The sequence below is a fragment of the Rhizobium sp. SG570 genome (assembly GCF_012275345.1).
Taxonomy (GTDB): Bacteria; Pseudomonadota; Alphaproteobacteria; order Rhizobiales; family Rhizobiaceae; genus Rhizobium; species Rhizobium lusitanum.
On the sequence record NZ_JAAZQI010000011.1, the window covers coordinates 152,353 to 176,744 of the forward strand.

At 61.0% G+C, this 24,392-nt stretch carries 22 protein-coding genes and 1 riboswitch; of the genes, 6 read left to right on the forward strand and 16 right to left on the reverse strand.

The features are described from left to right. Positions 1 to 91 precede the first annotated feature (91 nt). The 7 genes from ugpC to putA all read right to left on the reverse strand — a co-directional run bounded on the left by ugpC (position 92) and on the right by putA (position 11,215). Complete coding sequence (ugpC, locus tag FHT28_RS22015) at positions 92 to 1,165, reverse strand: sn-glycerol-3-phosphate ABC transporter ATP-binding protein UgpC (RefSeq protein WP_168597362.1); 1,074 nt, start codon at positions 1,163 to 1,165, stop codon at positions 92 to 94. 1 nt (position 1,166) lies between these two features. Beyond that, complete coding sequence (locus FHT28_RS22020; protein ID WP_168597363.1) at positions 1,167 to 3,095, reverse strand: glycoside hydrolase family 127 protein; 1,929 nt, start codon at positions 3,093 to 3,095, stop codon at positions 1,167 to 1,169. Between the two features lie 26 nt (positions 3,096 to 3,121). After that, positions 3,122 to 3,985: a carbohydrate ABC transporter permease gene (locus tag FHT28_RS22025; RefSeq protein ID WP_168597364.1), complete on the reverse strand. Its 864-nt coding sequence runs from the start codon at positions 3,983 to 3,985 to the stop codon at positions 3,122 to 3,124. Next, positions 3,982 to 4,899 (reverse strand): sugar ABC transporter permease, encoded by a 918-nt coding sequence (locus tag FHT28_RS22030; protein ID WP_168597365.1) that lies wholly within the window; start codon positions 4,897 to 4,899, stop codon positions 3,982 to 3,984. Before FHT28_RS22030 ends, FHT28_RS22025 begins: the two co-directional genes overlap by 4 nt. 69 nt (positions 4,900 to 4,968) lie before the next feature. Further along, on the reverse strand, positions 4,969 to 6,204 hold the full coding sequence (locus FHT28_RS22035; RefSeq protein ID WP_047554765.1) for a sugar ABC transporter substrate-binding protein: 1,236 nt from the start codon (positions 6,202 to 6,204) through the stop codon (positions 4,969 to 4,971). 46 nt (positions 6,205 to 6,250) lie between these two features. Continuing rightward, a complete protein-coding gene (locus FHT28_RS22040) occupies positions 6,251 to 7,270 on the reverse strand; it encodes a LacI family DNA-binding transcriptional regulator (RefSeq protein WP_168597424.1) in 1,020 nt (339 codons plus the stop codon). Between the two features lie 249 nt (positions 7,271 to 7,519). Continuing rightward, positions 7,520 to 11,215 carry a trifunctional transcriptional regulator/proline dehydrogenase/L-glutamate gamma-semialdehyde dehydrogenase gene (gene putA / locus FHT28_RS22045; protein WP_168597366.1) on the reverse strand — a complete coding sequence of 1,232 codons (3,696 nt, stop codon included), beginning with the start codon at positions 11,213 to 11,215 and terminating at the stop codon, positions 7,520 to 7,522. Between the two features lie 184 nt (positions 11,216 to 11,399). Here putA and FHT28_RS22050 point away from each other — a divergent pair, with 184 nt between their 5' ends. Both FHT28_RS22050 and FHT28_RS22055 read left to right on the forward strand, forming a co-directional pair. Next, the gene (locus FHT28_RS22050) at positions 11,400 to 11,861 is read left to right on the forward strand and encodes an Lrp/AsnC family transcriptional regulator (protein ID WP_034506732.1); all 462 of its coding nucleotides are present in this window, start codon (positions 11,400 to 11,402) and stop codon (positions 11,859 to 11,861) included. Positions 11,862 to 12,002: 141 nt separating this feature from the next. After that, positions 12,003 to 12,269: a hypothetical protein gene (locus FHT28_RS22055; RefSeq protein ID WP_037192275.1), complete on the forward strand. Its 267-nt coding sequence runs from the start codon at positions 12,003 to 12,005 to the stop codon at positions 12,267 to 12,269. Positions 12,270 to 12,315: 46 nt separating this feature from the next. Here the strand turns inward: FHT28_RS22055 and FHT28_RS22060 are convergent, their stop codons facing one another. Beyond that, positions 12,316 to 12,501: a 4-oxalocrotonate tautomerase gene (locus FHT28_RS22060; RefSeq protein ID WP_037192273.1), complete on the reverse strand. Its 186-nt coding sequence runs from the start codon at positions 12,499 to 12,501 to the stop codon at positions 12,316 to 12,318. A gap of 115 nt (positions 12,502 to 12,616) precedes the next feature. On the opposite strand from FHT28_RS22060, the gene FHT28_RS22065 reads away from it, so the two are divergent. Continuing rightward, positions 12,617 to 13,501 carry a LysR family transcriptional regulator gene (locus tag FHT28_RS22065; protein ID WP_037193143.1) on the forward strand — a complete coding sequence of 295 codons (885 nt, stop codon included), beginning with the start codon at positions 12,617 to 12,619 and terminating at the stop codon, positions 13,499 to 13,501. A gap of 55 nt (positions 13,502 to 13,556) precedes the next feature. Then, positions 13,557 to 14,582: a LacI family DNA-binding transcriptional regulator gene (locus FHT28_RS22070; protein ID WP_174157161.1), complete on the forward strand. Its 1,026-nt coding sequence runs from the start codon at positions 13,557 to 13,559 to the stop codon at positions 14,580 to 14,582. 50 nt (positions 14,583 to 14,632) lie between these two features. On the opposite strand, the gene FHT28_RS22075 is transcribed toward FHT28_RS22070, so the two are convergent. After that, positions 14,633 to 15,517 carry a LysR substrate-binding domain-containing protein gene (locus FHT28_RS22075; RefSeq protein ID WP_168597367.1) on the reverse strand — a complete coding sequence of 295 codons (885 nt, stop codon included), beginning with the start codon at positions 15,515 to 15,517 and terminating at the stop codon, positions 14,633 to 14,635. Positions 15,518 to 15,676: 159 nt separating this feature from the next. Between FHT28_RS22075 and FHT28_RS22080 the strand changes: the two genes are divergently transcribed. Continuing rightward, the gene (locus FHT28_RS22080) at positions 15,677 to 16,537 is read left to right on the forward strand and encodes a DUF1989 domain-containing protein (protein ID WP_168597425.1); all 861 of its coding nucleotides are present in this window, start codon (positions 15,677 to 15,679) and stop codon (positions 16,535 to 16,537) included. A gap of 121 nt (positions 16,538 to 16,658) precedes the next feature. Here the strand turns inward: FHT28_RS22080 and FHT28_RS22085 are convergent, their stop codons facing one another. The 7 genes from FHT28_RS22085 to FHT28_RS22115 form a co-directional block, all read right to left on the reverse strand. Continuing rightward, the gene (locus tag FHT28_RS22085) at positions 16,659 to 17,006 is read right to left on the reverse strand and encodes a hypothetical protein (protein ID WP_037192265.1); all 348 of its coding nucleotides are present in this window, start codon (positions 17,004 to 17,006) and stop codon (positions 16,659 to 16,661) included. Positions 17,007 to 17,162: 156 nt separating this feature from the next. Continuing rightward, positions 17,163 to 17,777 carry a thiamine phosphate synthase gene (locus FHT28_RS22090; RefSeq protein ID WP_037192263.1) on the reverse strand — a complete coding sequence of 205 codons (615 nt, stop codon included), beginning with the start codon at positions 17,775 to 17,777 and terminating at the stop codon, positions 17,163 to 17,165. Then, the gene (locus FHT28_RS22095) at positions 17,774 to 18,547 is read right to left on the reverse strand and encodes a thiazole synthase (protein WP_168597368.1); all 774 of its coding nucleotides are present in this window, start codon (positions 18,545 to 18,547) and stop codon (positions 17,774 to 17,776) included. Before FHT28_RS22095 ends, FHT28_RS22090 begins: the two co-directional genes overlap by 4 nt. A 3-nt stretch (positions 18,548 to 18,550) precedes the next feature. Beyond that, complete coding sequence (gene thiS / locus FHT28_RS22100) at positions 18,551 to 18,748, reverse strand: sulfur carrier protein ThiS (protein WP_037192258.1); 198 nt, start codon at positions 18,746 to 18,748, stop codon at positions 18,551 to 18,553. Beyond that, entirely contained in the window at positions 18,739 to 19,719 is a 981-nt protein-coding gene (gene thiO / locus FHT28_RS22105) for a glycine oxidase ThiO (protein WP_168597369.1), read from the reverse strand. Before thiO ends, thiS begins: the two co-directional genes overlap by 10 nt. Position 19,720: 1 nt before the next feature. Continuing rightward, the gene (thiC, locus tag FHT28_RS22110) at positions 19,721 to 21,547 is read right to left on the reverse strand and encodes a phosphomethylpyrimidine synthase ThiC (RefSeq protein ID WP_168597370.1); all 1,827 of its coding nucleotides are present in this window, start codon (positions 21,545 to 21,547) and stop codon (positions 19,721 to 19,723) included. Between the two features lie 93 nt (positions 21,548 to 21,640). Continuing rightward, positions 21,641 to 21,772, reverse strand: a riboswitch (TPP riboswitch). Positions 21,773 to 21,870: 98 nt separating this feature from the next. Continuing rightward, a complete protein-coding gene (locus FHT28_RS22115; RefSeq protein WP_037192252.1) occupies positions 21,871 to 22,614 on the reverse strand; it encodes a hypothetical protein in 744 nt (247 codons plus the stop codon). 597 nt (positions 22,615 to 23,211) lie between these two features. Here FHT28_RS22115 and FHT28_RS22120 point away from each other — a divergent pair. Then, complete coding sequence (locus tag FHT28_RS22120) at positions 23,212 to 24,303, forward strand: porin (protein ID WP_037192250.1); 1,092 nt, start codon at positions 23,212 to 23,214, stop codon at positions 24,301 to 24,303. The last annotated feature ends 89 nt before the right edge of the window (positions 24,304 to 24,392 follow it).

Sequence of the window (24,392 nt, forward strand, 5' to 3'; positions counted from 1 at the left end):
GCGCACGGCATGAAATCTCCATCAGCAACTCTCCTCAAATCATCCTTGTTCGTCAAATGATTAGCGTGCCGATACGATGGAAATACGCGGCTTAGCGAAGTCGCCCGCCCTGCTTGTCGAAATAGCGCCGCCGCTCGGGCGGGCAGCGCAGATAGAGCGTATCGCCGCGCTCGATATCAGGCCCTTCACGATACTCGGCGATCAATGATTGGCCATCTTCCGTCTGGCAATAGAGATAGCGGGTGCCGCCCAGATATTCGGTGACGTCGACCGTGACCCGTACGGCATCCTCCCGATCGGATGCCACGATCAAATGTTCCGGGCGCATGCCGAGCAGCAGGCTTTCGCCGGGCGCCGGCCTGTGCTGTGCGAGATCGACCTTGATGTTGCCGTTGCCGACCTTCGCCATCCCTTCGCCAGACCATATGGCTTCGATCATGTTCATGCGTGGCGAACCGATGAAGCCGGCGACGAAGCTGTTGGCGGGATCCTCATAGATCTCGCGCGGACTGCCCACCTGTTCGATCCGGCCGTCCTTCAAGACGACGATCTTGTCGGCGAGCGTCATGGCCTCGGTCTGATCGTGGGTAACATAGATCATCGTATTGCCGAGCTCGCGGTGCAGCCGGGCAATCTCGATGCGCATGGATACCCGCAGTTCGGCATCGAGATTGGACAGCGGTTCATCGAACAGGAAGACCTCCGGCTTGCGCACGATCGCCCGGCCAATGGCGACACGCTGACGCTGGCCGCCCGAGAGCTGGCCCGGACGTCGATCGAGCAGATGGTCGATCTTGAGGATCGCGGCGGCGGAGCCCACACGCTGCTCGATCTCGGCGGCATCGGCCCGGGCCATTTTCAACCCAAAACCGAGATTGTCGCGCACGCTCATATGCGGATAGAGCGCGTAGGACTGGAAAACCATGGCGATGCCGCGCTCAGAGGGATCGAGATCGGTGACATCGCGACCCTTGATGGCGATCTCGCCGTCGGTGACTTCCTCCAGCCCGGCAATCATCCGCAGCAGGGTGGACTTGCCGCAGCCCGACGGTCCGACGAAGACCACGAAGGCGCCCTCCGGCACATCGAGATCGATGCCGTGAATGACCTCCAGCCCGCCGAAGCTCTTGCGGACGCCGGTGAGCCTCATGCCGTTCTTTGTCATGTCAGGTCCCATGGCTCTGACCGGCGCGGATCCAGACCAGCATTTCGCCCGGCTCACGATTGTCCCAGAGATGATAGGGAACGAAGCGCGCAGTGGCGGCGCGGCTCTTCGGCGGTGTCGTCCGATAAAGATCCGATCCCCAGTCAGCCTCATCACGCGTGACCGGAATATCGAGCGCAACGGCGCCTTCGAGGGCGGCGATTTCCGCCGTCTTTGCCGACGCCGGATCGCCGGCGAGCGAAATGCCGTTGAGATCGTGACCGTTATCCGTGGTCTCGACGCAATAGACGAGTGGGCCGCGCATCAGGGCAGCGCGCCCGGCATCCTGGCGAACCCTCGGATTGGCGAACAGGGTACGCGGGATCAGCGGAATGTTGAGGTCGACCTTGTCGCCCGCCTGCCATTCGCCTTCGATACGGGCGTAGCCGTCGATGATAACGGCCGGGAGATCGACGGATTTGCCGTTGACGGCAAGCGTTGCGCCTTCGGCCCATTCCGGTATGCGCAGCGATAGTGCGAAATCTGCGTTGCGATCGGGATTGACCTCGAAATGGATGGCTCCATCCCAAGGATAGCGCGTCGTCTGGGCAAGCGTCACTGTCACGCCGCTCGCCAGCGGCACGCGGGCCTTGCTCTCGCCATAAAGATGCACTGCGATCTCGTTGTCTGCTGCGGCATACATGTAGGAGCCGACCGAAGCGAGCAGGCGGGCGATGTTCGGCGGGCAGCAGGGGCAATGATGCCAGGTCCAGCGGTGATGCTTGCCGGCGCTCTCCAGCGGGTTTTCATAGAAGAAGGTCTTGCCGTCGAGCGACAATCCCGCCATCGCGCCGTTATAGAGCGCCTGCTCCATGATGTCTGCATAGCGGCGGTTCGGGCCGCGCCCGAGCATGCGGTTGGCCCAGAAGACCAGCCCGACGGAGGCGCAGGTCTCGGCATAGGCGCTCTCGTTCGGCAGGTCGTAATAGTCGGTGAAGCCTTCGTTGGCGGCGGCCGGGCCGATGCCGCCGGTGACATACATCTGCTTGGTCGTCAGATCGTCCCACAGCGTTTCCAGCGCCGAGGTCAGCGTGTCATCGTTATACTCCGTGGCGATATCGGCCATGCCGGAATAGAGATACATGGCGCGCACGGCATGCCCCACAACCTTGGTCTGGTTGCGGACCGGCTGATGGGCCTGATTGTACTCATAGGTCTTCTGTACGAATTTCTTGGGGTCGCGCCCGTCGCGCAGCGCTTCCTCGGTGAAGAAATGCGGTTCCTGACCGCGCTCGTCGATGAAGTATTTGGCAAGATCGAGATACTTCTTCTCAGCCGTGACGCGGGCGAGCTTGACGAGCGCGAGCTCCACCTCCTCATGGCCGCAATAGCCGCGCAGCTTCCCTTCGTCGTGGCCGAAGACCGTGAGCATGTAGTCGGCAAAGCGGCTCATGATGTCGAGCAGCTTGCGCTTGCCCGTCGCCTGATAGTAGGCGACGGCCGCTTCGATCAGATGGCCGGCGCAATAGAGCTCGTGATGATCGCGCAGATTGGTCCAGCGGCGACCGGGCTGGACGCGCTGGAACCAGGCATTCAGATAGCCGTCCTCGTCCTGCATCTTGCCATACATGTCGATGATGGCATCCGCGCGCGCCTCCAGTTCCGGATTGGGCCGGCGGTAGAGCGAATAGGCGATGGTCTCGATCGATTTGCCGAGATCGCTGTCCCAGAACATCTGCGTCGAGCCCGACCATGTCTGTAAGGGAATGATGATGCCCGGGCTCGGCTGGTCGACATCGATGGCGCGGAGCATGCCGGCCTCGACGCAGCGGTCGAGTAGCGTGGCGGCAGTCGAATTGCAGATTGCATCCTGGCGTTCACCGAACAGACCGGCGAGCTCGACATTTGGAACGGGCAGGGGGCGGAACTGGCGGCTTTGCTTGTCTGACATGGCTTTCATCCGTTTGTTTGAAGGGGTCATTTCACCGCGCCGGCCATCAGGCCGCGCATGTAGTAGCGTTGCAGAAGCAGGAAGACGATGACGCAGGGGATGGTCATGACAGCGATGCCGGCCTGGACCGCCCCCCAATTGACGGCGCCGAGGCGCCCGGTTCTGACGGCGATCATCAGCACCGGCAGGGTGAATTTCTCGTTGCTGGAGAGAAGGATCAGCGCTGCCAGGAACTCGTTCCAGGCGTTCAGGAAGGCGAAGATCGCAACCGTTGCCGCGCCCGGCAGCACCAGCGGAAACAGCACGCGGAAGAGAAGCCTGAGGTCACGCGCGCCGTCGATGCGGGCTGCCTCTTCGATTTCCTTAGGCACCGCGTCAAAGGCGTTGCGCATCATGAAGACCGAGAAGGGCAGTTGCAGCGTCACGTAGACCAGCGTCAGCCCGATCAGCGAATTGTTGAGGCCAAGCTTCGCCAGGATGATGAAGAGCGGCGTCAGGATCGACTGAAAGGGGATCATCAGCGTTGCGATGACCAATATGAACAGCGCACCCTTGAAGGGGAATTGATAGCGCGAGAAGCCATAGCCGGCGAGCAGGCTGACGATGACGGTCAGCAGTACCGTGCCGAGCGAGACGAAGAGCGAATTCAGCGTGTGCTGCACGATGCCGGCGCCGAAGCCATCGAGCGAACGATAGGCATCGAAGCTGAAGCCCGTCGTCGGCCAGGGCGGCAGCGGCGGAAGGCTCGCCTCGCTACCGTGCCGGAACGAAGACAGGAGCGCGATCGCAAAGGGTGCGAAGAAGAAGATGACGATGATGACGCCGATGCCGTGATAGCCGACACCGCCCCAAAGCTTGCGCCTTGCGCGGCGCTCCTTTGCGCTGATCATGGCCGATCCTTCCCGACGCGCAGCAGCCAGAGCTGGACGATGCTGATCAGCACGAGAATGACGAGCAGTGCGATGGAGAGTGCGGCGCCATAGCCGAGATTGAAGGACACGAAGGACTGGTTGAAGATGTAGTAAACAACGGAAATCATTCGGTTTTGCGGCCCGCCGCTGGTCATGATGTAGAACTGGTCGAAGGCGAGCACCGAGCCGGTGATGGAAATGATCAGCGCGAGCGCGATGGTGCGGCGCATCAGCGGCAGGGTCAGATGCCGGAAGCGCTGCCAGCGTTTTGCGCCATCGATGCGGGCGGCTTCGGTGAGTTCGGAGGGGATTGCCTGCAGGCCGGTGAGAAGGATGATCATGGTGAAACCGGCGATTTTCCAAACGACCATGACGATGATCGTGGCGAAGGCCATGTCGAAGTCGGCCAGCAGGTTCGGCCTCTTGTCGGCTAGACCGAGCGCCAGCGCCACCGGCGCGAAAAAGCCGCTGTCGACATTGGCGAGCCAGACCCAGAGCAGCGAGGCCGTCGCAAGCCCGACAACGACGGGAAGGAAGATGATGGTGCGGTAGAAGCCGACGAAGGGCCGCTGCTTCTCCACATAGAGCGCCAGCGGAAAGGCTATGGCGAAAATCGCGATGGTGACGATGACGGTGTAATAGGCGGTAAAGCGTAGCGCCGCCATGAAACGTATGTCGGAGACCATGCGCGTATAGTTGCCGAAGCCGATCCAGCGGGGATTGCCGAGCAGCGGCCAGTTATACAGGCTCATCCAAACGGTGAAGATGACGGGCAGAATGAAGAAGACGATGACGAGCGCCATGGCCGGCGCGATGTAGAGAAATCCGTGCCAGCCGGCACGCCTTCGCCGCTTGCGAAGCCGCGCGGTTGCTGTAGCTCCAGGACCAGCCATGGAATGCTCCCGATGTTGCGATGGAAGGACCGGGAAGCCTCAAGGCTTCCCGGTGTTCACGCGTTTATGTTACTGGGCGTTGTCGATGATCGACTGCATCTCCGATTGGGCGCTGGAAAAGGCGCCGTCGACGTCGCTTCCGAAGATGGCGGCATTGGTGAAGCCAGCCCAGGGTCCGTTGGCGCTGTTGATCAGATCGTTGAACTGCAGCGTATAGGGCGTCTTGGCGACCGATATGGCCTTTAGGCCCACCTGCATGCGCGGATCGAGGCCTTGCAGCACCTGATCGGCGATATCGCCACGCGTCGGCAGGCTGCCGTACTTCGCCATGATCTTCTGTCCCTCGAGCGAATAGGTGTATTCGAGGAATTTTTTCACCGCATCGAGCTTCTTGGTACCCTTGGAGATGACGAAATTGTCGCCGCCGGCAAAGGAAGACGGCTTGCCGTCGACGCCGGGGATCAGCGTCACGCCGAAATGGATATCGGGATATTGCGTGATCAGCGTGCCGATCGAAAAGGCGCCGATGCTTTGCTGGCCGATCCTGCCGTTGCTGATGCTGAGGAAATTGGCGCCGTTGTCGCTGGCGGCTCCCGCCGGCACCAGATCCTTCTTGACCATGTCGCGGTAGATGCCGACCGCCTTGCGCATTTGCGGCGTGTCAAGCGTGGCGGTCTTGCCGTCTGCCGAAAGAATGTCGGCGCCCGCACCCCAGACGAGGGGGGTGAAAGTGAAGATCATGCAGCCGCCACAACCGCCGCCGGAGAAATAGAAGCCGTAGGTATCGCCACCGAGCGCGCGGATCTTTTCGGCATTCTGCTCGATCTCCTCCCAGGTGGCCGGCGCCTTTTCCGGGTCGAGGCCGGCCTTCTTGTAGAGATCCTTGTTCCAGGCGAAGACCGAGGTCTCGACCGACAGCGGCAGGCCGTAGACATGGCCGTCATAGGTGCCGAGCTTCACATGTGAGGGCGAGAGCGAGTTGAAGTAGGGCAGGCTCTTGGCCCAATCGGTGAGGTCCGCGAGCTGGCCTGCGGCAGCAAAGGCCGGCGTATAGATCAGGTCCATCGACAACGCGTCAGGGGCCTGGCCGCCGGCGATGGCGGTTGCGTATTTCTGCACGAGTTCCGAGAACGGCACTTCCGTCAGCGCGACCTTGTCGTCGTGGCCGGCATTATAGGCCTCGACGACCTTCTTGAAGGAATCGCCGATGCCGCTGCGCACCCACATGGAGATGTTTTCGGCGGATGCGGCGGATGCAAGGCATAGGGATATGAGGCCGGTTGCGGCCAGAAAGCGCTTCATCATGTTTCTCCTCCCATGGGGCAACTCCCGTGCGCCCCTTTTTCCTCAATTAAAGATCGGGGTCTCCCCCGCACGACTGCCGCACGACGAGTTCGCAGGGCAATGTTCTGATCCCCGGTTCGACGGTGCGTCCCTCCGCCAGCGCCAGAACCGTCAGTCCGGCTTCTCTGCCGAGCGCCTTGAGATTCATGTCGACCGTCGTCAGCGGCGGCCGCGTTTGCGCCGCGACGATCTCCCAATTGTCGAAGCCGACCACCGAGACATCCTCCGGCACCCGCACGCTGCGCTCGCGCAGCGCATCCACGACCGCGCGGGCGATCTGGTCGTTGCCGCAAAAAATACCATCCGGCTTTGCGCCGGCTGTGCTCCACAGTTGCTCCACCGCCTCATGTCCCCACGCCTCCGACCAGGAGCCGTACATGACCGGCAGCGTGTCGCCGGCAAGCTCGCGATAGGCCCGGGCACGCTCGCGCACCGAGACGAAGCTCTCCGGGCCGGTCACATGGGCGATCCGGTGGCGGCCAAGACCCTTCAGCCACTCGACGGCAAGGGCCGCGCCCTGAAAGTCATCGGCGCAGAAGGTGACGCTATCAGGCGCACCCTCGGTAAAGGCATAGACGACGGGCACGGGCAGGTTGGAAAGATCCACCGGCAGGCGGCGGTCGATGCGCTTTCCCGAGGCGATGATGCCGTCGACGTGCTTGTCCAGCATGGCGTCCACATGAACCTTTCCGAGCGCCGGATCGTCCTCGATCGTGCAGAGGAAGACCGAAACCCCGTGATCGACGAGCGCTTCCGTGATGCCGGCCATAACAGGCAGCGTGAAGCGGCCATATGTATCGTTGGTCAGTAGACCGATCGTGAAGGTGCGATTGCTGAGCAGTCCCTTTGCCAATGCGTTCGGGCGAAAGCCGATCTCGGCGGCGATGCGTTTGACCCGCTCGCGAGTGTCGTCACCCATGCGACCGGTATTGTTCAGGGCTTTCGATGCCGTGGAAATGCTCACGCCCGCAGCCGCCGCAACATCGTGAATCGTTGCCCGGCCGCTTCTCGCACGCTGGTTTTCCAGATGTTTTCTCCCATTCGATTTTTCATGAGAAAAGCTTTTCTCACTATGAGAGTCAAGATGAGAAAAGCTTTTCTCAAATATTTTTGAGCGTACCGGTTCATGGCGCTCGAGGCGCAAGAAGAGCGCGTGGCGGCGATTGCGCTGGGCGAATTTGGGAGGGTTTACGATCGACGACAGATCAATAAAAATGGCGGCAGCCGACCCTCGGCAAGGGTTCGACTGCCGCATGCATCAAGGTTACGAAAGACGTTATCCGATGGTCATCAGGCTTGCATTGCCGCCGGCTGCGGCGGTGTTGATCGAGGTCGTCACTTCTTCCAATAGCCAGTTCAGGCAATAAGCGTCCGTGCTGTTGGCGATTTCCTCGCTCGAGGCGCCCTGCGTCAGCACCAGCGGGCCGGGCAGTGTGGCGATGGTCTTGACGGCCTGTGCGATGCGCTCGGCATTACCTTCGATCAGCGCGCCGGCGAAAGGTCCGTCCGCAGCCCAGTCCTTTGTCCAGGAGATGCGGCTCGCGACGGCGGCCGGCAAGTTCTGAAGCTCGTCCTGCAGGCCGGATAAAGCGTCGATGGCGATCGAATTGCCAGTCGCAAGCGCGGCGGCGATCTGGACATGCAGGCCAAGTGCGGTCTGGGGAATAAGCAGGATCCTGCCGCGGGGATGCAGCGCATAGAGGTTCAATTCGCCGACGGGACCTGTCAGCTCGGCGTTGAAGCCCAATGATGATTGGCCGGCGACGGCGCGCGCCTGCTTTGCTGCTCCCTTGCTCTCAAGCCAGGCGAGAAATTCCTGGGCGGCCGGATCGACTTGTACCGTGGCGTTGCGCAACGGCTCTGTCGAAGAGGCGACGAGCCTGCGCAGATACATAGGTCCACCCGCTTTCGGGCCCGTGCCGGAAAGGCCGCGGCCGCCAAAGGGCTGGACGCCGACAACGGCGCCGATGATGTTGCGGTTGACATAGAGATTGCCCGCCCGCACGCGCCCGGTGACATGGGCGATCATGTCGTCGAGCCGCGTATGCAGGCCGAAAGTCAGGCCGTAGCCGGATGCATTGACATCGTCGATCAGCTTGTCGAGCCCCTTGCGCTTGTAGCGAATGATGTGGAGGACAGGTCCGAACACCTCTTTCTTGAGATCGCTCAGCTTCTTCAGCTCGATGATCGTCGGGGCGACGAATGTGCCCTTGTCGGCACTTGCGGGAAGATCGAGTTGCTCGACGGCGCAGCCGAGCTTGCGCATGCGTTCGATATGTTCATCGATGCCGCGCTTGGCGCTGTCGTCGATGACAGGGCCGATATCGATGGCAAGCCTGTCGGTTCGGCCGACGGACAGTTCGCGGAGCGCGCCTCGCAGCATGGTCAGCGTGCGATCTGCGATTTCCTCCTGCAGGCACAGCACGCGCAGAGCCGAGCAGCGCTGTCCGGCGCTGTCGAAGGCAGAAGCAATCACATCGCCGACCACCTGTTCGGCGAGCGCCGAGGAGTCGACGATCATGCCGTTCTGGCCGCCGGTCTCGGCGATCAGCGGGATCGGCTTGTTGAATTTCGACAGCCGTTCGGAAAGCTGCGCCTGAATGAGCCGGGCGACTTCAGTCGAACCGGTGAACATGACGCCGGCAGTCTCCGGCGCACCGACGAGAGCCGAGCCCATCCTGCCGCTGCCCGGCGCGAATTGAAGAACGTCGTGCGGAATACCGGCTTCGTGCAGGATGCGAATACCCTGGGCGGCAATCAGCGGTGTATTGCCGGCCGGCTTGGCGACGACCGGGTTGCCGGCGACCAGTGCAGCAGCAACCTGGCCGGTGAAGATCGCCAGCGGGAAGTTCCAGGGGCTGATGCAGACGACCGGACCGAGCGGGACGCTGTCGGGCTTCAACACCTCGCGCGCTTGCGCGGCATAATAGCGAAGGAAGTCGATGGCTTCCCGGACTTCGCCGACGGCGTTCGCAGCCGACTTGCCCGCCTCGCGGATCGCCAAGCCTACAAGCAACGGCATCTCGCCTTGCATCAGCTCGGCGGCACGCTCCAGCATCGTTGCCCGCGCATCCGGGCTGACGGCGGCCCATGAGGCAGCAGCGCCGGCTGCAAGGCGCATCACCTCGGCCGCGTCCTCAGGATTAAGCTCGGCAACCTGACCGACGATATCGGAATGGTCGGCGGGGTTGAGGATTGGGCGCTTCTCGCCGCGTTCAGAGCCATCAGCGAGCAACGGCTTTGCAATCCATTCCCTGGCAGCGGAGGAGTGCAGTTCAATAGACAGATCGGAAAGCGCCGCTTCGTTTGAAAGATCTATGCCGACAGAATTCTTTCGAGCACCGTCAAACAGGTCGGCGGGCAGGGCGATCTTGTCGTGCTGGGCGCCCATGATGGGCATTGCGCGCACGCGTTCGACAGGATCGGCGATCAGTTCGGAGACGGGAACGGCGGGATCGGCGATCTTGTTGACGAAGGAGGAGTTGGCGCCGTTTTCCAGCAGGCGCCGGACAAGGTAGGCGAGCAGCGTTTCATGCGTGCCGACGGGCGCGTAGATCCGGCACGGGCGGCCGAGGTTTTCGGCGCCGACCACTTCCTCATAGAGCGGTTCACCCATGCCATGCAGGCATTGGAACTCATATTTGCCGACGGAGAAATCGTTTCCGGCCATCTGATAGATCGTCGCCAGCGTCTGCGCATTATGCGTGGCGAATTGCGGGAAGACTACATCGGTTGCCGCGAGCAGCTTCTTGGCGCAGGCGATGTAGGAGACGTCGGTGTAGACCTTGCGGGTGTAGACCGGGAAGCCTTCGAGGCCATCCAGCTGGGCACGCTTGATCTCGGCGTCCCAATAGGCGCCCTTGACGAGGCGGACCATCAGCCGATGGCCTGAGCGGCGGGCGAGATCGATGATGAAATCGAGGACGAAGGGGCAGCGCTTGCCATAGGCCTGCACGACGAAGCCCATTCCATCCCAGCCAGCAAGATCGGGATCAAGGCAAAGCGCCTCCAGCAGATCGAGCGATAGCTCCAGCCGGTCGGCCTCTTCGGCATCGATATTCAAGCCGATATTGTATCGCTTGGAGAGGAGGGCGAGCGCTTTCACCTTCGGCAGCAGCTCGCCCATGACCCTGTCGGCCTGCGAGCGCGAATAGCGGGGATGCAGGGCTGAAAGCTTGATGGAGATGCCCGGCCCTTCGTAAATGCCGCGGCCGGCCGAAGCCTTGCCGATCGCATGGATCGCGGTTTCATAGTCGCGATAATAGCGCTCGGCATCGGCATGCGTCGTCGCGGCCTCACCGAGCATGTCGTAGGAGTAGCGGAAGCCCTTCGCCTCCAGCGTGCGGGCGCGCCGCAGCGCCTCGTCGATCGTTTCGCCGGTGACGAATTGCTCGCCCATCATACGCATGGCCATGTCGACGCCGCGCCGGATGACAGGCTCGCCGCAGCGCGCGATCAGCCGCGTCAGCGATGCCGATAGCCCGCCGTCGTTGACTGTCGACGTGAGCTTGCCGGTCACCACCAGGCCCCAGGTCGCGGCATTGACGAAAATGGAGCGACCGCCGCCCAGATGCGACTTCCAGTTACCCCCGGCAATCTTGTCGCGGATCAGGGCGTCACGCGTCGCGGTATCGGGAATGCGCAACAGCGCCTCGGCAAGGCACATCAGCGCCACGCCTTCCTGGCTCGATAGCGAATATTCATGCACCAGGCCTTCGACGCCATCGCCCTTGTGCTTGGCGCGGAGCGCTTCGATCAGTGTCCTGGCCGTCTTCTTCGCAGCCTCGCGGACGGACTCCGGCAAAGTGGCCGCCTCGACCAGCATAGGGAGGCATTCCGTTTCCGGGCGGCGGTAGGCGGCCGTGATCGCCTTTCGAAGCGGGCTTTGCTGCTGGATAGGGGGTGCGAACTGCGCGAATGGGGCGGCGTCTGGCGATGGTTTTTCGGCGGCGAGTGCGGCAGTGACAGTCATGATAACCTCAAGGTGCAAGGGTCCCGGTAGCCTGGCAGGCGCGAGCAATTTCGCCTTCTGCAGCTCTCCCGTTGCTTCGATGCAAACATACTTCATTCTGGAAAGGCGTTCCGCCTTGAAACTGCGGCTTTCTAGTCATATTGGACTTCAATAGCCCGTATTTCAAATAGGAATGCCTGCGAAAATGATCAAATCCAGTGAAATAGACCAGTTCGATCAAAAGATACTCGATGCACTGGTCGAAGACGGCCGCATGTCGATCACCGAGCTTTCCGAGCGGGTCGGTCTTTCCAAGACCCCTTGCCAGGCACGATTGAAGAAACTGATCGATTCCGGCTATATCGATGGCTTCAAGGCGGTGCTCAATCCAATCAAGCTCGGCCTCGACCATGTCGCCTTTGCCGAAGTGAAGCTGACGGATACGCGCGAGCAAGCTTTGCTCAGCTTCAACAATGCAGTCAAGAAGATCAAGGAAATCGAGGAGTGCCATATGATCGCCGGCCGCTTCGATTATCTTCTGAAAGTGCGGACGTCAGATATTCGTCGCTACCGTATCGTCTTGGGCGAGAAGATTTCCAGCCTGCCTTTCGTGGCGAGCACATCGACCAATGTGGTGATGCAGTCGGTCAAGGAAAACTGGTCGTAGTTCGCACCGCAATTCCGCTGCTTGCCGCGCTGCGATCCTGCCTCATCCATCGCAACCATCTTGCCGGCTAAACAAGGATCTAGATTTCGCCACTCGAATCGGATCATTGCGAAGGGCTAAAATTAGTAAGGTGGAGTATGCATGGAAATGAATGCAAGCGACCGCGACCTCATTGAGGTCATGAAGCGGTACTTTGCGGTGAAGGCCGAAGTGGAGGAAGTAAAGTCCCGCCTGGAGGCTGCAAGACGGGACAGCGGCGAGGAGATCGGCGCATTTTACAATCCGCGCACCAATATCGACCACGCCGCCGATATCATCCGTTCGCATGCCCTCAAGCAGGAATTGGCCCGTCTGATGGATTGGGCCGAGGGCTGGGGGCGTCGGAGCTTGACGACGAACGAGGCCTGACGGCCGATTTGGTCGTCAGGCCCAATGATGATCAGATCGGATCTTCTCAGCCATCCGATTTCAGTTTGCCCGCCGTCGCCCAGGATTCCTTCGAAATCTCGGTAATGATGATTTCCACCGATTCCGGCGGGCAAACGAGCGTTTCGACGACGACCTTGGTCGCTTCGCGAACGAAGGCACGCTTCTGGTCCTGTGTGCGTCCGGGATGCATTTCCAAGCGCAAGATGGGCATGACGGCTCCTTGATAGAACATAGCCTGAGATTAGGCATCTCCGACTATCTTGCAAAACCAGAAATCGATAAATACGCTGCCATTCGCTTCATTCCGAACCTATAGGTATGTAATCGTGGATAAGTTGGCTGGTATGGCGATGTTCGTCAGGGTCGTCGAGCATGGGAGCTTCGCAGCCGCGGCGGAGACCAGCCAGGTATCGGCCACCATGGTCGCCAAGCATATCAGGACGATCGAACAGCGCCTCGGCGCACGATTGCTCCATCGCACCACGCGCCGCCACCAGCTGACCGAGGTCGGCAAGCTCTATTATGAGCGATGCAAGACGGTGTTGACGGAGGTCGATCTGGCCGAGGCATCGGCGTCGGAATTGCAATCGGCGCCGCGTGGCCGGTTGCGGCTCGTCGCGCCGGTCAGTTTCGGGACCCAAAGTCTCGTCCCGGCTCTCGTCGAGTACCTGCGTCAGAATCTTGAAGTCAGCGTCGATCTGGCGCTCGACAACAACCCTCATGATTTGATCGGCGAGGGTTATGAACTTGGCATTCATATCGGAGCCCTGACGAATACCAATCTGGTCGCACGCCCGCTAAAACCCTATCGTCGGATTCTCGCGGCATCGCCCGACTATCTCGACCGCTGCGGCAGGCCGGAAAGGCCCGAGGAGCTCGCCAACCATATGTGCCTTGGCCATTCCTATTGGCGCACCCAAGGTCGATGGCATTTGGTCGGTCCCGGGGGCGAAACGCGCGAGATCGCTACCAGCAGCAGGTTCACCACGAACCAGGGGGCGGCTCTCCGCATCGCCGCCCTGCATGGCGCCGGCATCGCCCTGCAGCCGGAGCTGCTCCTGGCCGCCGATCTCGATGCGGGAAGGCTGGAGCCTGTGCTGCCGCAATGGTCGTACAAGCCGACACCGATGCATCTGGTCTATGCGCCGGATCGCCGTCCCACAGCGATGTTGCGGAGCGCGATCGATTTCCTTGTGGCCCGCTTTGGCTGAAGCCGAAGCCCTCTTTCGGCGGCTGCGAATCTATGATCAGATCTGATCATGGACTATGGGAGAAGATGGGGGAGACGTGGCGAAAGTTACGCTGAAGGATGTGGCTGCCGCTGCCGGTGTCGGTGCTGCCACGGTGGAGCGAGCGCTGAACGGGCGCGGCAATGTGCTGCCTGAGACGGCGGAGAAAATATTCATTGCAGCCAAGCGGCTTGGCTATCGCACACCGCCTGCCGGCACAAGGCACGGGCTGGTGCGCATCGAAGTTGTGCTGCTTCGGCCGGAAACCTATTTCTACTCCAGGCTCAATCGCGCCTTCGAACGCATCGCCGCCTTGCTCGACAAGGATATTCTCATCCAGCGGACCTTTGCGCGTGAAAATGACCCAGCCGATTTTTCACGCCATATCGCCACCCCGCAAGCCCGCCGTTCGGCGCTCATCGTCGTCGCGCCCGATCACCCCGATGTGGTCGGCAGCGTCCGCAAGGCGGCCGCCGGCGGCATCCCTGTCGTGCAGATCATGACGCGGCCGGCACCGGAACTTGCCTATGTCGGCATCGACAACGAGGCGGCCGGACGCACCGCCGCCTTTTATATGGCGCGCATGCAGGCCGGGTGCGCGGGCACCTTCGTCGCCCTCTGTCACAGCGGGGCCTATGAGAACCACAAGGCGCGCATCCGCGGCTTTTCCGACTATCTGCTTGCGAATGCGAACCCGTCCCATTGCTTTGCCGAAGTCATGTTCGACGAGGATGACGAGATGAAGACGATGGAGCTCTTGTCCAGCGCCCTCGATCGCTATCCCGATATTGCCGGTCTTTACAGCGCCGGCGGCGACAACGCCGCAATCGCGACGGTTCTTCGCCGCCACCGCAAGCAATCGGTCTTCTGGGTCGGCCATGAACTTTCGGATGCGACGCGCGGCTACCTGAAGGAAGGCTTGATGACGATCGTTCTCGATCAGGCCCCGGAAGTGCAGGCGCGCCGCGCCATCGACCTGACGTTGAAGCGCCTCGGCCTGATCGATACCGATATCGATGCCGAGCCGGTACGCTTTCTGACCGTCACGGCGGAAAGCCTTTGAACGGCAAGGGCGCCTCGTCGATCGCTTCGCTGCCCCGTTGTGCACGAGCCTCAGATGCCCTGACTGTTTCGGGATGTCGGGCTTACTGCAATGAGCCAGTCGCGAAAGATTTGTGCTTCAGCGGAAAGGCGGTTGGCTTCGATGAGCCAATAGGATTTGTCCATGTCCGAAGGTGTGTCGAAGAGCGTGACCAGTGTTCCATTGGCCAGTTCGTCGGTAATCAGCGCGGTCGGGCAGAGGCCGATGCCCTGCCCACCGATGACCGATCCGATCATCAGGCTGAAATCGGCAAAGATTGGTCCGGGTTTCGGAGGCGCGCGGATACCGGCAAGCGCGAACCAGCGCGCCCAGGAGCTTGTGGTTTCGTCATGTAGAAGGTCCGCGTCGATCAGGTCGGTTGGTGCCGTGATCGGCCCATGACGAAGCTCGAACTCTGCCGAGCAGGTCGGCCGCGTCTCGCCGCTCAATAGCGCGATAGCGGCCGCTCCTGGTCTCGTCCCGTGGCGGATCAGCAGATCGACGCTTGCAGCCTCCGGCGTCATTGCATCAAGCGCATAGACGATGTTGATGCGAATATCCGGATGCTCTCTCCTGAATGCCGGCAATTGCGGGATCAGCCAGCGGGTGGCGACGGACGCGATGCAGGCGACGCTGACCGGCCGGTCATGGGCCTCGAGCTTCAATTGCCTGGCGGCGATATCGATATGTCCAAGGCCGTTTGCCACCGCCGCTCCGAATTCGCGGCCCGCTGCCGTCAGCGTCACGCCGCGGGCATGACGCATGAACAGCGAAACGCCGAGCCAGTTCTCCATCGACCGCACATGCTGGCTGACGCCGGCCGCCGTCAGATTGAGCTCTGCGGCCGCCTTGACGAAACTCTCATGACGCACGGCCGCCTCTAAGGCGCGAAGGGAGGCGAGAGGGATATGACGCATAGGTTATGGCTAAGTAAAACTTAGCCGGAGCGCAAGGACAATCGACGTTGTGCAATGGGCTGATCTCGCTAGAGTGCAGCCGAAACCGTTGCCTCGCTCGCGGAATGAAGCAGGTAGGTGAATCGGTAAAGGATGAAGGATGAAGGATGAAGGATTGTGATGCACAGGATTATCGACATGCCCGCTCCCTCCGACGCCGAAGAACGGCGCAGCAAGCCGCCGGTTGTCGTCTATCCGAATGAAACGCTGCCGCCGGCTGGTCTGGATGTGCTGCATGCCGCAAGGCGAACCATGAGCAAGATCGCGGAAATCATCGTGCCGCCGCGCGAAGCCGGCAGCTTCCGCGTGCCGAAAGGGCATTTCTTTCGCATCGTCAGCACGGAGGGTTCGCAGGTCGGCGACCTCAATCTCTGGAACGCCGCCGACCTCTCCGAACGCTTCTTCAGCGGCAAGACCCGCGCGCTTCATGCCACGCATGTCGGCGTTGGCGACCGGCTGTGGAGCACTCTGCCCTATCTGCGGCCGATGGCGACGATCACCTATGACACGCTCGGCTGGTATGGTTGGGACGCCGATGGCGCCGGCATCCACGATGTCATCGGCACGCGCTGCGATCCCTATACCAACCGTCTGCTGAAAGGCGACGACTATCACCACTGCTGCCATTCAAACCTGTCACGAGCGCTCGCCTCTGAAATGAACATTCCTGTCCGCGAGGCGGAGGCCCATGTCCATGACGTGCTGAACGTCTTCATGTGCACGGGCTTTACGCGCGACACGCACCAATATTTTATGAAGGCGAGCCCGGTGCGTCCGGGCGATTTCATCGAATTCTTTGCAGAGATCGATCTTCTCGGCGCACTGTCGGCCTGCCCGGGCGGCGATTGCGGCAGCGGCCATTCGAGCGATTTGGCGCCGTGTTATCCGCTTCGCGTGGAAATCTGGCAGCCTGATCCGGAAAGTCTTGCCGGCCGCGCCTTTCCCGAGCGCAGCCCCTATCCGGGAACACATGGCCTTTAGGTCTGCAAACGGCTTGCGTCCGTGAGGCTAAGAAACAGTTTGCCGGCGGTTTCGGCCGCCGGCAATCCAAGTTGGTTTATCAAGCCGGGCACCAGCCTGGAGCCGATACCCAGTTGATTGCTCAATTGCAGACGCGGACGCGCTCGTAGTGCCAACCGTCGTCATACTGGTTTTGAACCTCGCGGTTCTCCAGCCAGCATCTCGGCGGAGGTGCCTCGTAAACCGGGCCGCGGTTGGCAAGTGCGCCACCGACGATCAGGCCGCCGAGGAGACCTGCGGCGACGCCGCCGGCGATTGCACCACCATTGCCATGGTGATGATGGCGGCGCCAATCGTCATGTCCACGCCAGTCGCCCCGATAGGGCGGGCGCCCGTCATAATACTGCGCCTGTGCGTTGCTGACGGGCGCGAGTGCGCCGCCTACGACCGTAGCGGCCAGCAAAACCGTAAGAATTGTTTTCTTTATCATGACTACCTCCAAAGCAGTCTTCATGCTCAGCGAATGCGCGAGTCATTTATCTAACGTTCTAAGCATGATTATGTTCACCTGAATGTTTTATGAATGCGCCGTTCATCGGCGCTAAGCCTTTGAAAACCGGTCTCGGCGCTTTGATCTCGCGCCGCATTAATTGGTTGGAATGCGATCGTGCGTTGCCCTAATCCATTCGAGCGTCCGTGATTCGGGATCGGGATTGCGTGTGATGTCGGTGACGACGGCGGCGCTATCGGCGCCATTTTCGAATACGCCGGCAATGCGCGCGACGGTCAGCCCGCCGATCGCGACAAGAGGGATCTCGCGCAATTTGGCCTTCCATTGGCCGATGCGTTCCAGACCTTGCGGCGCCCAGGCCATCGCCTTGAGCACGGTGGGATAGATCGGACCGAGCGCGATGTAATCGGGATGCGCCGCAAGTGCTGTCGCCAGCTCCGCCTCGTCATGCGTCGAAAGGCCAAGTTTCAAGCCGGCCGCGCGGATCGCGCCAAGATCGGCCGCCGCCAGATCCTCTTGACCCAGATGGATGAAATCACAGCCTTCCTCGATGGCGAGTTTCCAATAGTCGTTGACGATCAATTGGCATCCATGTGCCGCGCAGACGGCCTTTGCCTGCCGGATGTCGGCGCGTATCTCCGCCGGCGGACGATCCTTTATGCGCAGTTGCACCAGCTTGACGCCGAGCGGCACCAGCCTTTCGATCCAGGCGGCACTATCGACGATCAGGTAGAACGGATCGAGCGTCATGCGAAAACCGCCTTTCCGATCACGGGCGTCGACGGCACCGCCATGTCGCGCGGCTCCAGCATGCCTGCGTCGAATGCTTGCCTGCCGGCATCGATCGCCTTCGCAAAGGCTTCCGCCATTGCAGCGGGATCGCCGGCGCCGGCAACTGCTGTGTTCAGCAGCACGGCATCGAAGCCGAGCTCCATGACGATGGCAGCGTGGGAGGGCCGGCCGATACCGGCGTCCACGATCAATGGAATATCGGGGAAATGCGCCCGCATCGAGCGAAGGGCGGAAAGATTGAGCGGTCCCGCCGCCGTTCCGATCGGCGCGCACCAGGGCATCAGCACCTTGCATCCAGCTTCGAGCAGCCGTTCGGCCACCACCAGATCGTCCGTCGTGTAGGGAAAGACCTCGAAACCTTCGCCGGAGAGAATGCGAGCTGCTTCGACGAGCGCAAACACGTCCGGCTGCAGCGTGTCGTGGTTGCCGATCACCTCCAGCTTGATCCAGTTGGTCTGAAACACCTCGCGCGCCATCTTCGCCGTCAGCACGGCCTCGGATACGCCATGACAGCCGGCGGTATTGGGAAGAACGCGAGTGCCGAGCTCACGGATCATGTCGAAGAAAGCGCCGCCATTGCGCCCGCCGGCCGTTTCGCGGCGCAGCGACACGGTGAGGATCCCTGTCCCCGATCGCTTGACCGCTTCTGCGAGGACGATGGGCGAGGGATAACGCGCGGTGCCGAGAAGAAGGCGTGACTCTATTGGGGTTCCATAAAGATCAAGCATGGTTCAGCCTCCCTGCATTGGCGTCAGGATCTCGATCCTGTCGTTGTCGTTCAATGCATGGTCATCGCGGTCCTCTCGATGGACGACTTCGCCGTTGACGGCGGTCGCCAGCCAGTCGCCCTCATAGTCGAGCGCAGCCAGAAGTTGCGAAAGTGTGGCTGCGGCGATCGTCTGGGCTTCGCCATTGATGATCAGGCGCATCGGGAGCTCCTTTGCTTAGTCTGTTCGGAAAGGACGAGATCGGCAGCCTCCGCCGCCATTGCCGGCGCCAGCAGGAAACCGTGGCGATAGAAACCGTTGATCACGACGACCTTGCCTTGCCGCGTCATGCGCGGAAGATTGTCGGGGAAGGCGGGGCGGATACCGGCGCCGGTTTCGATGACGGCGGCGTCCGCAAAGGCAGGGTGCAGCGCGTAGGCAGCATTCAGCAGTTCCATCAGCGAGCGTGCGCTGATCGGCCCATCGAATTCGGTCTCGATCATGGTCGCGCCGAGCATGAAAAGGCCGTTGCCGCGAGGAACGATATAGACGGGAAAGCGTGGATGCAGCAGGCGGATAGGCCGGGCAAGCGCGATTTCTTCCGTGCGCAGATAGAGCATTTCGCCGCGTACGCCGCGCAGATCCGGGGTGTGTCCGATACGGGCGGCGCCAGTGCAATCGACGATCTCGGAGAACTCGTCCTCGTTCACATCGTCACAGGTAAAGGCGACGCCCTTCGCCAATAATCCTTCTTTCAACGAATGCAACGCCCGGCGCGGATCGAGATGGGCTTCCTCAGGAAAGAACAGCCCCTGTCTGAAACGTCCGGCAAGGGCTGGCTCGAGTGTCGCGATATCGCTCTCCTCCACCCAGCGATAGCCGGCCGTGCGGCTGGCGAATCGCTTTAGTTCGCCGTGATCGCGCGTCGGCGCGACGACGAGCGTCCCATTGCGCACGACGTTACCCGGCAGGACCGCATTCCATCGGTCGGCGGCATCGCGGCCGAGCGTAAGCACGGCCTCATCGGCGCTTTCCCGCTCGCACCATGGCGCCAGCATGCCGCCGGCGAGCCAGGAAGCGGCATGATCGAAGTTCGGGCGGGGGTCGAAGATCGTCACTTCTGCGCCGCGAACGCGCAATTCATGCGCGACCGTGAGGCCGGCGACGCCGGCCCCTTTGACAAGGATACGCATCTCATTCGGCCGGATGCGCTGGCTTATCGATCGGCATGTAGAGATCGCCGCCTTCGCGATACTTTGCCGCCATCGCGTCCAGTCCCTCCTTCTGGGCCTCGGCGCGGATGTCGTGCGAGATCCGCATGGAGCAGAATTTCGGGCCGCACATCGAGCAGAAATGCGCCACCTTGTGGGCTTCCTTCGGCAAGGTCTCGTCGTGGAAGCTGCGGGCGGTGTCGGGATCGAGCGAAAGGTTGAACTGGTCTTCCCAGCGGAATTCGAATCGCGCCCGCGACAGGGCATCGTCGCGCAGTTGCGCCGCTGGATGTCCCTTGGCGAGATCGGCGGCATGAGCGGCGATCTTGTAGGTGATGACGCCGGTCTTGACGTCGTTGCGATCCGGCAGGCCGAGATGCTCTTTCGGCGTGACGTAGCAGAGCATCGCCGTGCCGAACCAGCCGATCATCGCAGCGCCTATCCCAGAGGTGATGTGGTCGTAACCCGGCGCGATATCGGTCGTCAGCGGCCCGAGCGTGTAGAAGGGCGCCTCGCCGCAGACCGCGAGCTGCTTGTCCATGTTTTCCTTGATCTTGTGCATCGGCACATGGCCGGGCCCTTCGATCATCACCTGGCAATCCTTGGCCCAGGCGATCTTCGTCAGCTCACCGAGCGTCTCGAGCTCGGCAAATTGCGCCGCATCGTTGGCATCGGCGATCGAGCCGGGGCGAAGGCCGTCACCCAGCGAGAAGGAGACGTCATAGGCGCGGCAGATATCGCAGATCTCCTCGAAATGCTCGTAGAGGAAGCTCTCGCGGTGATGATGGAGACACCACTTGGCCATGATCGAGCCGCCGCGCGAGACGATGCCGGTGACGCGATTGACTGTCAGCGGGATGTAATGCAGGCGCACGCCGGCATGGATGGTGAAATAATCGACGCCCTGTTCGGCCTGTTCGATCAACGTGTCGCGATAGACCTCCCAGGTCAAGTTCTCGGCAACGCCTTCGACCTTCTCCAGCGCCTGATAGAGCGGCACGGTGCCGATCGGCAGCGGCGAATTGCGGATGATCCACTCGCGGATATTGTGGATGTTGCGGCCGGTGGAGAGATCCATGACGGTATCGGCACCCCAGCGGGCGGCCCAGACCATCTTCTCGACCTCTTCCGCCATCGAGGAGGTAACGGCGGAGTTGCCGATATTGGCATTGATCTTCACCAGGAAGTTCCGGCCGATGATCATCGGCTCTGCCTCCGGGTGATTGATGTTGGCGGGAATGATCGCCCGTCCGGCTGCGACTTCCTGCCGGACGAATTCCGGTGTTACATGATCGGGAATATGCGCGCCGAAGCTCTCGCCGTCGCGGACCAAGGCTTCGGCCTTTGCCTTGCGGCCGAGGTTTTCGCGAATGGCGATGAATTCCATCTCCGGGGTGATGATGCCGGCCCGCGCATAGGCAAGCTGCGTGACAGCCTTGCCGTCCCTGGCGCGCAGCGGCTGGCGGCGCCCAGGAAATTCGGGGGTCAGCCGATCGGCACTGACGAAGCCGTTGTCCTCAGGGCGCACATGGCGGCCCTCATAGGCTTCGACATCGCCACGAGCGAGCACCCAGTCACGACGGAGCCCGGCAAGTCCCTGCTCGATGCGGATTTCGGCCCCCTCGACAGTATAGGGGCCGGAGGAATCGTAGACGACGACGGGCGGCTCGCCTGCCGTCGGATGAACGCTGATCTCGCGCATCGGCACGCGGATGTCGGGATGGATGTCTCCCGGAATGTAGATCTTCCGGGATGCCGGCAGCGGGCCGGTGGTGACGGTTGGGGTGAGGTTTTTTGCGGCAATGGTCATGGTTTGAGGCTCCAAGTTGCATTTGGAGACCCAGTCAATCAGCCGGAATGATGAAAAGACGCCGGCTGTGGATTCCACGCGTGAATCCGAAGCCTTCGAGCGCTTGCACCGTCCCTACGCCAGTATGAACTGGATCAGGTTCAACGGGTCACTGCGCCACAACAGGCAAAGCCGTATTGTCCAGCAGTATCTCAGCCCCTTGTCGGGACCCCCCTGGTGAATATCGGGAGGCTATGCTCTCCCCTCCACCTCTGTCAACCCCGCAGCCAAGATCACGGTCGCTGTCTGTGATCTTCCTCCGGCCGCTCCGGCATAGACCCGCCTTAGTAGCGGGGCGCCGTGTTGCCAACGAAGCGATGAGCGCCGGTATGGGTAAGCTTGCTGGCGGTATCGAGCCAGATCTTGCCGCCAAGCGCCCGCCAGCGATGGCAGAAGGCGAAATCCTCGCTCAAATAAATGCCCGTCCCTTCCTCGATCATGCATTCGAAGAGAGCGTATTGAGTCGCAGGCGAACGTTTGGTGCCGGGATAGGCATGGATGGCGCTGTAGCGCAGATCGGGATAGGCTGCGGTCATCGTCTTGATGACTTCACGTTTGATGAGCAGCATGCCGGTGCCCGCATAGATAGCACTGACAAAATCACCATCGCGTTCGCTGCTCTGGCCGACCAGCGGCGTGCCGACATAATGCAGAGCTGCGGCATTGAGTGACTCGCCGGTGCGCGTGGTTGCGCGCGCCGCACTATCCCAGTCGTAATCCTTGATGGGGTACATAGCCGCGACGACATCCTTGTCCGCATTCAGCAGCCGCATGACCTGCTCGGGCTCGAAACTGATGTCCGCGTCGATGAACAGCATATGCGTCGCCGCCGTGTCGTTCAGGAAGGAGGATACCAGCGTGTTGCGGCTGCGGGTGATCAGCGCATCATTGCCGAGGAGTGCAAGCGTCAATTGTATGCCGGCCTGCGCGCCGACCTGCATCAGGGAAAAGATGGATTGCATATAATCCTTGGCAACAAGTCCGCCGAAACAGGGTGTCGCTATGAAGATCAGCCGATTCTCGGTCATTCGCTGTTGGGCCCTTTCCGGTAGCGCGCGAGTCGCAAGAATCTAGGGAGATTCAACATTTCTGTGTGTACCGAATTATTGAATTTTGTTTCTGGAGAGTTTCCGAACGTTGTTGACGGAAGCCGGGATGATTGCCGGGGCGTGCGAAAATGGCGGGTTAGGTCGCGGGGCTTCCGGATTGGCCACCGATGTCGATGCCGCGCTCGGCCGTGGGCACTTCCGCCGGCCCCAAAAACGCGCCTTTCCGCCATCAATGAATGGTCCACGCCTGTCCCGCTGCCCGCAGTTGCATTTAAGCAACAGATGCCAAGACTAACGCTACGGTCGGTTTCACATAATTGACAAACATACTGTCCGTTTGTAAATCGGATGCAGGACATAAGCTGTCTTACGGTCGAGTATTCGGCCGGATCGGTAGGGGCATTTCATGACCGTTGCCGCGAGATCAATTATGGAGGTGAGAGGGGACTCAAGCCAACATCAGGTGCGTATTTGCCGGGCTACTTGGTCGCGTTTAGACCGACCGGCTTTCGAGGTGATATTCCAGCTCTGCACTCGCGGAAAACTAGAAATGCATATTACAACCAGGAGTTTAATATGAACCTGAAAAGTCTTCTTCTCGGCTCGGCTGCTGCGCTGGCGGCAGTATCCGGCGCTCATGCGGCCGACGCTATCGTTGCCGCTGAACCGGAGCCGCTCGAATACGTTCGCATCTGCGACGCCTACGGTGCTGGCTACTTCTTCATTCCGGGCACCGAAACCTGCCTCAAGGTCGGCGGCCGTGTCCGTACCGAAGGCGAATGGTACGATGCTTACAACCCGAACAGCAAGGTCGGTACGCTGTGGCACACTCGTGCCGAGCTCAGCCTCGACACCGCGACCGACACCGAATACGGTCCGCTGAAGACCAATACGGTTATCCGTTGGGATTGGAGCGATGGCAACTCCACCTCCACGAAGCTGCTGTTTGCCAACATCAGCCTCGGCGGCTTCCTCGTCGGTAAGGCCGACTCGCAGTACAACTCCTACATTGGTTATGCTGGCGACGTCATCAACGACGACGTGATCTATGACGGCCCGTACGAACTGAACCAGTTGACCTACAACTACGATGCAGGCAACGGCTTCACGGCTATGGTCTCCGTCGAAGACAGCAACTCCAGCGGCTCGGGCGCTTCCTACGGCTCCAGCTGGTGGACGGACGACAAGTCCAACCACTACGCTCCCGACGTTGTTGCCGGTGCCGGCTTCAAGTCTGGCGCATGGGGCTTCAAGGTCGTCGGTGGTTATGACTCCATCGTCGAAGAAGGCGCTGTCAAGGCTCGCGTCGATGCCGACTTCGGTATGTTCTCGGCCTTCTTGATGGGTGGCTGGAACACGGACGGCGACAAGCTCAACAAGTATGCCGGCACTAACCTTGATCGTTCTGCTTGCCCCGTTAACGATCCGTCGAAGTGCGGCTGGGGTGACTGGGCAGTTTGGGGCGGCGTTGGCGTTCCGATCAACGAAAAGCTGAAGTGGAACCTCCAGCTCGCCTACACCGACTCGAAGATCTTTGCTGCGACCACGAACCTCAAGTTCAACCCGGTCAAGAACCTGCTTATCGAGCCGGAAGTCTCCTATACCGATTTCGATTCTGTGAACCAGGATCAGTGGGCCGGTATTCTGCGCTTCGAGCGCAGCTTCTAATCCTAAGTTACCTGGCCTCGTGCCAGGTAATAGAAGCCTGATGTTTCCAATCCGTCGGGCTTCTTACACTGATCGGTTGACCTCCGATC